Source organism: Terriglobales bacterium (assembly GCA_035567895.1).
Classification (GTDB): Bacteria; Acidobacteriota; Terriglobia; order Terriglobales; family Acidobacteriaceae; genus Gp1-AA112.
Genome location: DATMPC010000035.1, coordinates 44,068 through 53,604, shown reverse-complemented (window position 1 = coordinate 53,604; position 9,537 = coordinate 44,068). Strand labels below are relative to the sequence as shown.

At 57.3% G+C, this 9,537-nt stretch carries 9 protein-coding genes; 6 read left to right on the top strand and 3 right to left on the bottom strand.

The annotated features are described in order from the left end of the window. The 6 genes from VNX88_08610 to VNX88_08585 all read left to right on the top strand — a co-directional run. Positions 1–348: hypothetical protein (locus VNX88_08610; protein ID HWY68712.1), on the top strand; the 348-nt coding region annotated here is incomplete at its 5' end. Positions 349–377: 29 nt separating this feature from the next. Beyond that, positions 378–902, top strand: coding sequence for a DUF1801 domain-containing protein (locus VNX88_08605; GenBank protein ID HWY68711.1), 525 nt, complete (start codon positions 378–380; stop codon positions 900–902). A 260-nt stretch (positions 903–1,162) separates the two neighbouring features. Further along, positions 1,163–1,585, top strand: a complete 423-nt coding sequence (locus VNX88_08600) for a nuclear transport factor 2 family protein (protein HWY68710.1) — start codon at positions 1,163–1,165, stop codon at positions 1,583–1,585. 624 nt (positions 1,586–2,209) lie between these two features. Further along, positions 2,210–2,626 carry a hypothetical protein gene (locus VNX88_08595; GenBank protein HWY68709.1) on the top strand — a complete coding sequence of 139 codons (417 nt, stop codon included), beginning with the start codon at positions 2,210–2,212 and terminating at the stop codon, positions 2,624–2,626. 154 nt (positions 2,627–2,780) lie between these two features. Next, complete coding sequence (locus tag VNX88_08590; protein ID HWY68708.1) at positions 2,781–3,347, top strand: hypothetical protein; 567 nt, start codon at positions 2,781–2,783, stop codon at positions 3,345–3,347. Positions 3,348–3,515: 168 nt separating this feature from the next. Further along, positions 3,516–4,910, top strand: coding sequence for an ATP-binding protein (locus VNX88_08585; GenBank protein ID HWY68707.1), 1,395 nt, complete (start codon positions 3,516–3,518; stop codon positions 4,908–4,910). 563 nt (positions 4,911–5,473) lie between these two features. On the opposite strand, the gene VNX88_08580 is transcribed toward VNX88_08585, so the two are convergent. From VNX88_08580 to VNX88_08570, 3 genes are all read right to left on the bottom strand, one after another. Continuing rightward, on the bottom strand, positions 5,474–7,894 hold the full coding sequence (locus VNX88_08580; GenBank protein ID HWY68706.1) for an ABC transporter permease: 2,421 nt from the start codon (positions 7,892–7,894) through the stop codon (positions 5,474–5,476). 118 nt (positions 7,895–8,012) lie between these two features. Then, positions 8,013–8,525, bottom strand: a complete 513-nt coding sequence (locus tag VNX88_08575) for a hypothetical protein (protein ID HWY68705.1) — start codon at positions 8,523–8,525, stop codon at positions 8,013–8,015. A 606-nt stretch (positions 8,526–9,131) separates the two neighbouring features. Next, complete coding sequence (locus VNX88_08570) at positions 9,132–9,440, bottom strand: hypothetical protein (protein HWY68704.1); 309 nt, start codon at positions 9,438–9,440, stop codon at positions 9,132–9,134. Positions 9,441–9,537: the final 97 nt, after the last annotated feature.

Here is a 9,537-nt window from a genome sequence, read left to right as displayed (position 1 = left end):
CCCTGGAATATAATCCAAATGCCAGACAATGTCAAGACACTCAAAAAGAGCGATTTTGACGTGCCGGAATGCCCCCATCCAGAACGTACGTTCCAGGGCGCTCAGAGTCAGGCGAGTGAACGAACGGTCATGGCCATCGCCCGGGCATGTGTCACCGAAGATGCTGGACCACGATCGTCATGTGCGAATGCAGGCGAAGCGCCGAGTAAAATCGGGCGGGGGAAGGTATCGATGTTCCTCGATCGAGTGGACCGAGAACGCGCCCATTGCGCCGTGGAAATCGCTGCGCGATTTCCACGAGCGCGTACTCCCAGCCCTGCCGCTGGCTGGTTTTCAAACGTTCGGTGATACACTTCGTTCGGGAAAACGACGAATCCATGAAACCACCATCGAACGTCAAGACCCCAGCACAATACATCGCCTCACTCCCCGCCGGTCGTGCGAAGACGATTGCGACGGTGCGCGCACTCGTGAACAAGCACATCCCGCGCGGCTACGATGAGTGCCTCGTCTGGGGCACGATCGGCTGGACGATCCCCCTGTCTCGATATCCCGACACTTACAACAAGCAGCCGATCTGCTACGTCGCGCTCTCGTCGCAGAAGAACTACTGCTCGCTCTACCTGATGGGCGCGTTTTGGAGTTCGAGTCAGCTCGAGCAGCTGAGGGCGGCGTTCAAGGCGGCGGAGAAGAAGCTCGACATGGGGAAGTGTTGCGTTCATTTCGAGTCGCCGGACGATTTGCCGCTCGAAGCGATTGGCAAGCTGATCTCGGCGATTTCGAGCGAGAAGTGGATCGAGATGTACGAACAATCGCGCTTGAAGACCAAGGCGGGGAAGCAAGGCGCCCCATCGGCGAGCAAGCTGACCGCCAAGCGCCTCGCCCCAAAGCGTCGGCGGTAGACTTTCCCTTGTGTCTGCCTTCGCTTATTGCTTATCGCTTATTGCCTATCGCTGCTTTTCCAGCTGAATACTGATTGCTGCTGGGAACATATTCTCGATAGGGTTCCGCAAATAGGAATACGTCCCGTGTGTCCCCGCCGGTTCACCCCATTTGGTCTCGCCCGGCTGTCCCTTGGCATTTCCAGACATTTAACCGTTACGGGCGTCAAAGGAATCGGTGACAGAGTTGGCGTGATCTATCCCACAGCGGGGGTGCTTCCATGAAAACTGCTTTCTGGTTGTTGCTATCGTGCTCATTGGCGCATGGAGCGGCTTGCCCGACGGGTGAACGCAAGGACGAAACCACGCTGATTCAGATCGAGGAGAGATGGGCGCGAATCCCAGAACAACACGATGTGGCTGCGTTGGAGTGCATTCTTGCGCCCGACTTCGAAGAAGCCGGAGCTACCGGTGAACTGATCGATCGCTCGCAGATGCTGGCAAGCGCCGCCGGCTACACTGACCGGCACTCCGAATTGTCGGAAATGCACGCGCATGTATATGGCGATTTCGCTTATGTCCGCGGTAGGGCTGTCACAAGCGGCGGCACGCAGCCCACGGTGAAGTCGCGGTTCACCGATATCTTCGTCTATCGCGACGGACGCTGGCAGTGTGTAGCCGGCCATGAATCGCGCTTTCCGTAAGGGCGGGTGCGCCACCGTCCAGCGTCCTAAATTCCGATCGTGCCGTCGAGATGAGCCTGTTCGTTGTGCGCTTTTGTCCGTTTGCGGGAAATGCTCAGCACTCATCGAGAGTTGGTCACCAAGCTTTCCGAACTAATTGCTAATTGCTTATCGCTTATCGCTTATCGCTTATTGCTGCTTTCCTGTCACGTCCATTCGCCAATCTGACGGAGAACCGCCGGCGGTAGCCGGTGGGTGCCTCGACTCAGTTCCGCAAATAGGAATATGTTCCGTCTGGAAGCTGTGAAAAAATTGATTCTCTCATTTTCCCGATTGACCAAAAATGCCTACCGATGTGTTGGGAATAGCTTGTAGGGAAGAAACGGGACAGCCTGAGAGCCTGTCGGAGATAGATTTTCTCGAACGAAGAATCAACAACTTACAAACAATCGGATGTCTGTAAGTTATTGATTCCTGGTTCGGGAATCGTTCTCTCCGACAGGCTCTCAGGCTGTCCCTCTTTCCCGAAACCCACAATGGGGCGCATATGTGTGGATATTCACTTAAAGTACCTGGCGGGGCTGCGTGGTAAGCTGCAGCACTGATGTTCCCATTGTAAGATTCGATCGTTCTCGGGAGTATGGAATGGATCGCAGAGCTTTGCTCTTCGCTGCGGTGCTAGCGATCACTGGATCCGCATGTTCGAGAGGCAATCCTTACTCCGGACGCATAAACAAACGATTCATCTACTCACCCGACCTAACGCATGCAGCGGTTGTTGCGGATCACACCCTCAGGCAACAACGATGGCTGGGGGCTCCTAAGCCAGTGGGAAAGAAGACCACTCTAAGCATGGTCCGTGGTGAAAAGCCATACATCCAACGACCGGCAACGGGTCCGAACCCGGAGATAATCTTCCTCGCTGCTTCGTGTCCCAGTTCTGATTTTTCAGTAAAGTGGGTCGATAACGCTCATCTCCAGATTACAGTTCAGGGATGCACGACTGCCAACATCAATGAAAAAAAGGCGCAGATCGCGGATGTATCGATCAACTTCATGTGACTGAGAGACCGAATCGGCATGAATCCGGGCGGGCGGCTCGCCTGCTCGGACCCCACCTGCGCGGTGTTCGCAGAGTTGCGAAAACGGGAATGCCCGAGGCGCGAGCTGTGCGGGCACTTTGTGAGCTATGATTAGGCGCTTTCCAGAATAGGCTATGAAATCTCATCGGTTAGCGATTGCGCTCTTCGTTCCGGTCCTCCTTGCTTGCATGGTTGGCTCGGTTGCTTGCCACTTTAGTCTTTACTACCCTACTCCCGAAACGGAAAGCGCGTTTCTTAAGAGCTACACACCGGAACACGTAATCGACCGTTTCCGCGAAAACTGGGGCTCTTCTCACTCACGGAGTTTTGGCAGTTCGGCAGGACGCGATTTTGTCCCTCATAACGCGGGATTTGAGTTCGATGTCGTCCTACGACGAGAAAGCTGGATGCCCCTGCTGAATGCGTTGCGGGACGATGCCCTGCAACAGCTTGCCAGTAACGGTGCAGAAGTCCTCAATCAGAGCGGCGATTCGCAGGATGGATTTCGCTTCGATTACAAGCTCAATCAAAGCATCGGTTCGCTGAGAATTTCGCCTTTGGCAATCCACTCGCACATCCGAAGGAACATGCCCTTGCCGCTGGGCCTGGAGGACGTGACTGTGAAGATCGAGCAAACGGAGAAATGGTTCCCCAAAACAGACTGGCACGGGTGGGGCTCCCTTTCCCATTATAGAACGTAGGGCCATTGCTGGGGCACCCACAGCCCCGTAATGGACACTCCAATTGGCCAACCAGCCAAACACCAAACGGGAAAGGACACGCGACCCGCTGGCTTGCGCACCAGGACGCTGCTACGCTGTTGAACTTGTCACTGTGCCCTAAAGGGCATTCTCCTGAAAGGAGCATTCATGTTCGGTTACACGTTCCGGGCTCTCACTGGCAGATCGGCGCTCCGGCGCAGGCTCGCGAAGCACTTCCGAGGCACGCCGGTGCAGCAGATTGTGACGGCTGCAAGGACTTTTCCAACAGCCTCGCGAGTGGACATCCAGAGTACGCTGAATGACTTCTTTGCCGGAAAATCGGGGTATCAACTACTCGGAATCCATTCCATTATGGGACATGAGATCACAGGGCTGGCCCAGCTGCTCAGTCCGTCTCCGATACCGACTGAGATTGGTCCATTGCAACATGACGAAATCGATATCGGTGAGGCGGATCCCGTTCGGTGCCTTAAGAACGGCCTTTGGCTTGCCACCGAAGGCAACATGCCGTATGCGGTGCTGATGGGGCCATCGATACAACGCGGCTGTCCGGCGGGTGTGCTGGTTGAAATCGCCGTACCTGCTGGTGAAACAGCTTCTGAGTTTTCGCAGGTGTTCTTTCGACAGGTTGAGATCGGAGTGAGCGCCGGCCGGGCGTATCGTGGGCGCGTAATCTCGCTCGAACAGGAACAGCACTTTGCGGGTTTTGGAGGGACGGTGAAAGTCCATCGTCTGCACAAAGTCGCAAAAGACCAGGTAATCCTTCCGCAGAAGACGCTGGCTCTCCTCGAGCGAAACATTCACAAATTTGTCAGCATTCGCGACCGGATAAAGGAGCGCGACTTCTCCGCCAAGAAAGGGCTTCTGTTCTACGGACCGCCAGGCACAGGAAAGACGCACACCATTCACTATCTCGCTTCGGAGCTTCCGGGCCACACAACTTTGCTCGTCACTGCTGAGCAAGTGGCCTGGATCGGCGAATATTTTCGGTTAGCTCGGTTCCTGCAGCCCTCGATCATGATCATCGAAGATGTTGATCTCATTGCGCGTTCTCGCGACCACATTGGAACTCCATTTCAGGAGGCGCTCCTGAACAAACTGCTCAATGAGATGGATGGGTTGAGGGAAGACGCGGAAGTCATCTTTATTCTGACAACGAACCGGCCAGACAATCTCGAGTCTGCACTGACCGCCCGACCAGGAAGAATCGACCAGGCGATCGAATTTCCGCTACCTGATGAAGATGGTCGCGCCAAGCTCATCCGGCTCTACTCCCGTGGTCTGGAGATTGATGGCGACGTGATTTCGGCCACGGTGAGCAAGACCAAGGGAACAAGCGCTGCCTTTATCAAGGAATTGATGAGGCGCTCAGCTCAGTTTCATTTCGAAACGGCAGGCGATGGACGGCTTCGGTCATCGTCCGTCGATTCGGCCCTCGAGGAAATGGTCTTCACAGGTGGAGCTCTCACTCTGAAGCTTCTCGGAGGAACCGGAGCGGAGCTGGCCGGTACGCGCGGCTCATTCATCGTTTCTAACAATTAGGCTCCTCTGTTTGGGAAGGCCGGGGGCAGTGGATTTTCGAGTGCCGTCCGCCGGGGCGGATGCGGCACGTGTGAGAGTAGCCCAGGGTGACCGCAATTTGGGAACCCTGGGTTAGCTATGGAGAAAATCCCATTCCGCTCTGCCGAATGCCCGCGCCGCACCCTGAGCAAAGTCGAAGGGGAAGCGCTTAGAAAAAATGCATTTGTCTTTGTCGCTACGACCTTCGGTCTCCGCTTCGGCCTGCGGCAGCAAGGAATGAAAATCTGTATCCGTTTACCCAGGGTTCCGCGGTCCGGTCCGCCGCGGCGGACCGGACTCGCTCCACCCTGGGCTACTCTCATGCCGTGCCGCAACCTGCGCGGCACTCTAATGCCTCAGCCATCAGCAATCAGGTAAGGTAGGGGACAGGTTACAGGGGATAGGGAACAGGGCAGCAGCCAAACAGCCCAACAGCCGTAAACAAAACACAGGATCCCATTCGACTTCCCCTTCGAAAGTCTCAGGGTTTCGCGCATGGCGCTCAAGCTAGAACGGAGGGCAGGCTCTTCGACACGCTCGGGATGCTACTCCGCGCGCAACGCCTCCATCGGATCTACGCGGAGTGCGCGTCGAGCAGGCAGGTAGCTCGCGACGAGGCTGAGCGCGGCGGTGATTACCGCCACAGCGCCGAGTGTTGGGAGGTCGGTCGGACTCACCTGAAACAGCAACGACTGCATCAGGCGCGTGAGTCCAATCGCGGCTGCGATGCCGATCACCAGGCCGGCAGCCGTCAATGCAAGACCGCGGCCCACAACCAGCCAAAGAATGTTCCCGCTCGGTGCTCCCAGCGCGCGGCGGATGCCCAATTCGCCCGTACGCTGCACCACCCAATATGTAATCGTGCCGTAAATTCCAATCATCGTCAGCAGCACGGCAGCGATTGCGAATGCGCCGAGAACCAGCAACACCAGCCGGCGCTGTCCTTCTTCCTGCTCGGCGAGCTCGGTAATGGAGTGGATGGCGGAGATCGGCTGCGCAGGATCGACGGCGAGAACCGCACGACGCATCGCTTCGGCATGGCGAAGCGGATCGCCTTCGGTGCGAATGGCAAACATCATCGTCGGTGAGACAACCTGATAAGCCGACCAGTACATGCCCGGCGTCAGATCGGTATCGAGACCCTGTCGGATGTCGCCAACTACGCCGACGACCTCATATTGAGTTGTCCGGACACCCATCAGAATGCGTCGACCGATGGGATTGAACTGCGGGTAATCCGGCCAAAGCCTGCGCGCCAGGGCTTCGTTGATGATCGTCACCGGGGGCGCATCGGTCTTGTCGCGCTCATTGAATTCGCGCCCGCTGCGCTGCGGAATGCCGAGCGTGCGGAAGTAATCCGGCATGATGAACTGGATCATGCCCAGTTGGCGCTCGTTGAGCTTGCGCAGGGGAGCGTCGGCTGGCTGTACCGGCATCATCGGAAACCCCATCATCGGCAGCGTAAGCGAGATCGTCGAATGTTTCACTCCAGGAACTGTATCGATATGGCGAAGTACTTCGTCGTAAAACGCAACCAGCGATTCCGTCTTGGGGTAGTGCGCAGGCGAGAGCGAAACGCGAAACGTAAGAAGATGCGAAGAGTCGAAGCCCGGATCCACGTGGCTGAGCCGCACCAGACTGCGAATCAGCAATGCTGTCCCGCTGAGCAGCACGATCGACAGGGCAACTTGTCCCGCGACCAGCGCACTTCGCGTGTTGAACCAGCGGAACCTGTGCGAACTCGCGCCGGATTCGCCGTGCGATTTGAGCGACGCAACCAGATCCGGGCGCGAAACGGTGAACGATGGCAGGAGTCCGAAGACCAGTCCAGTCGCAATCGATAGCACGAGCGCGAAGGCAAGAACCAAGGGATCAAGACGAACCTCGCCAATCCGCGGCAATTCGGAGCGCGTCCGGCTGGCCAACGTAATCGTATGAAGCATCCACTGCGCTAAAGCCGTGCCGATGACCGCGGCCAGAAAAGATAAGGTCGTACTCTCGATCAGCACTTGTGCGATTACACGGCCGCGCGATGCCCCCAGCGCGGCACGGATGGCGAACTCGCGGGAGCGAGAGGTGGCGCGCGCGAGAAGCAATCCCGCAACATTCGCACATGCAATCAGCAGCACCAAGGTGACGGCGCCGAACAGCATCCAGAGTATGCCGCGCACGTTCGCGACCAGCGAGTCTTTCAGCGGCGCTACCCGAGCAGGTTTGTTCGGCTTGGTGTCCATCATGCCAGGATGCGCTGCGGCATACTGCGCGTTGATGACCTGAAGCTCCGCGCTGGCTTGCGCGAGCGTCACGCCGGGAGCGAGCCGTCCAAAAACAGCCAGCAAGGGACTGAACTGGTTTATATCCTTCGCCGGTTGCGGGAACCAGACGTCCGCCTCGGGAAACGGAAACTTGAAATCGGCGGGCATGATGCCGACCACGGTATGCGCGAAGCCGGCAACGTCGATCGTGCGGCCGACAATCTGAGGGTCGCCCCCGAATCGCCGCTGCCACAAGTTGGAGCTAATAATCACAACCGGCGGACCGCCTGGCGAATCTTCCTCGGGCGTGAAGCTGCGTCCGATCAGCGGCTCAACACCGAGTATTGACAGAAAATTCGCCGAGACGCGGTTTTGCTTGATTACCTCGGGAGTGAACGCACCGGTGAGCGCCACGTCGGCATTGTCCTTAAGATAGTCGCCGAAATCGGTGTAGGAGCGCGCCGATTTTTTGAGCTCTTCCAACCGCATCGTAGTGGCGCCGGGAGTGATTAGAACCAGGCGCGCGGGCTCACGGTAGGCGAGCGGACGCAGCAGTACCGAACGCACGATCGTGAAAATCGCAGTGTTCGCGCCGATGCCGAGTGCGAGTGTGACAATCGCGGTCAGCGCAAACGCGGGACTCTTGCGTAGACTTCGGATCGTATAAGCCAGGTCGCGGCGGAAAACATCGATAACAAGCGCAGGACGCACAGCACGGCAGCCTAGCACAGTTGGGCTGGGTGGCCCGCCCTTCTGTTTTTCTGCCTGCAATTCTCAAAATGTGGGTGGCGCACTCTGCGCGGCGCGTGGCCCAGCTTTTTTCGGAGTGCTAGTGACTTGCGATAGAGGCGCTGCTGTCGTACAGCAAGACCTGCTTGCGTCCGCCGCCGACCAGCACGCCGACGATGGTGCCCACGGCAGCGCCTGCTGTTGCTCCGACTGCTGCGCCTTCCCCACGGCTGATGCTAATGATGCAGGCATCACAGGGTTGCGTGCCTGCGGCGCCAACAATGGCTCCGCTCCCGGCGCCGATGGCCAAACCCCACAGGGCTCCTCTTTTGCGCGAGCGGCCCGTTCGCCAGTGGACCTGCCTGATGTCCCCGCGCGGGATGACAATCTTGCGCTCGTGATCGGCGAGTGTGAGCGAATCGCCTGAGACCTGCTCCAGTTTCCCGGTGTGGGAATGGTTGTCGTTGCGCACTACGACGATGCTTTTTCCTGTTGCCTGCTCAACCGCATCCCAGGACAGTGCAGGCTGTTGAGCTAGTACCGCAGGTGAAAGCGTGAACAGAATGACAGGCAGGTGCGCGATTTTGAACGCAGGAAATCCTTTCCTGAGCACGGTTTCCTCCAGCTTTCTGTGAATTGGCGGCCAGTCCCGCAGCCCCCTTTGCTTTCAGGCGACGGAATGCGGCCAACGATCTAGTGCAGCCTGACGTCTCCGGGTGACGGTTTCTGACTCACATAGGCGACCCAGGCAGCGAGAGTATCAAACGCATTCGGTTTTTCCTGCAATTTAAAGTTGCAGTGATCCAAAGCGATTAACGGTCTGGGCGGGCTCACCCTTTGGACTGGTGGCGCACTTATCCTCAGTCTGTGTTATTTCCCTTGTTTGGGGATTCCAAACTGTGGGTGCCGGGTCCCGCAGCCTCGATCTGTCTTCGCCCTTTGCGGTGCCATTACGGGAAGTAAAGCAGGGGGGCGCGGCGCTGAATGACCTTCGTAACCTCGCGCGGGGGCAGTTCCAACCGACATTTCTTGTGCCTCGACTCAAACTAAAGAGACTCGCGCTGGTAGCAACCTGCCCAGAGGGTGCGACGCATTCACGGTGGCGGCAATCTGCATTTCATCGCTTCCAGTTCCTCAGCAGAACCAAAATCAGAAAGTGCTGGATCAAAAGACGGGGTACCCGGCACACAACAATACAAAGCGTGGGCAACCCGTCCGGCTATTTCTTGTCTGCTCGCTTTTCGGCCTTTTCCTCTGCCTTGAAATCGCGCTCCTCCATCTTCTGGCGCTGTTTCAAATCGTGGCAGGCGGCGCTGTGAGGGTTCGCTTTGCAAGCGGCGTGTTCGTTCTTAAGCTGCTGCTTGAACGCGGCCTTCTCTGACTTATCTTCCTGCTTGTCCGCTTTCTTGGCCTGCTTGTGGGCAAATTTGGCTTGCTTCGGAGCCTTTCCGCTCGTCCCGCTGCCGAAGGCAGAAATCGCGAGACCGAGTGATAACAAACACACGGTCAACGTTCTGGTTGCTTTCATCAGATCCTTCCTGTTTAACATCGGGCTTGCTTTGGACCATGAAACACCATTTGGGGCAGCTAGTTTAAGTACCTTAGTACATCGTCCCCATAGTCTT

Excerpts from the sequence above, each read along its gene's own strand:
- VNX88_08605 (HWY68711.1), top strand. The coding sequence starts at position 378 with ATGAAACCACCATCGAACGTCAAGACCCCAGCACAATACATCGCCTCA.
- VNX88_08600 (HWY68710.1), top strand. The coding sequence starts at position 1,163 with ATGAAAACTGCTTTCTGGTTGTTGCTATCGTGCTCATTGGCGCATGGA.
- VNX88_08585 (HWY68707.1), top strand. The coding sequence starts at position 3,516 with ATGTTCGGTTACACGTTCCGGGCTCTCACTGGCAGATCGGCGCTCCGG.
- VNX88_08595 (HWY68709.1), top strand. The coding sequence starts at position 2,210 with ATGGATCGCAGAGCTTTGCTCTTCGCTGCGGTGCTAGCGATCACTGGA.
- VNX88_08570 (HWY68704.1), bottom strand. The coding sequence starts at position 9,440 with ATGAAAGCAACCAGAACGTTGACCGTGTGTTTGTTATCACTCGGTCTC.
- VNX88_08590 (HWY68708.1), top strand. The coding sequence starts at position 2,781 with ATGAAATCTCATCGGTTAGCGATTGCGCTCTTCGTTCCGGTCCTCCTT.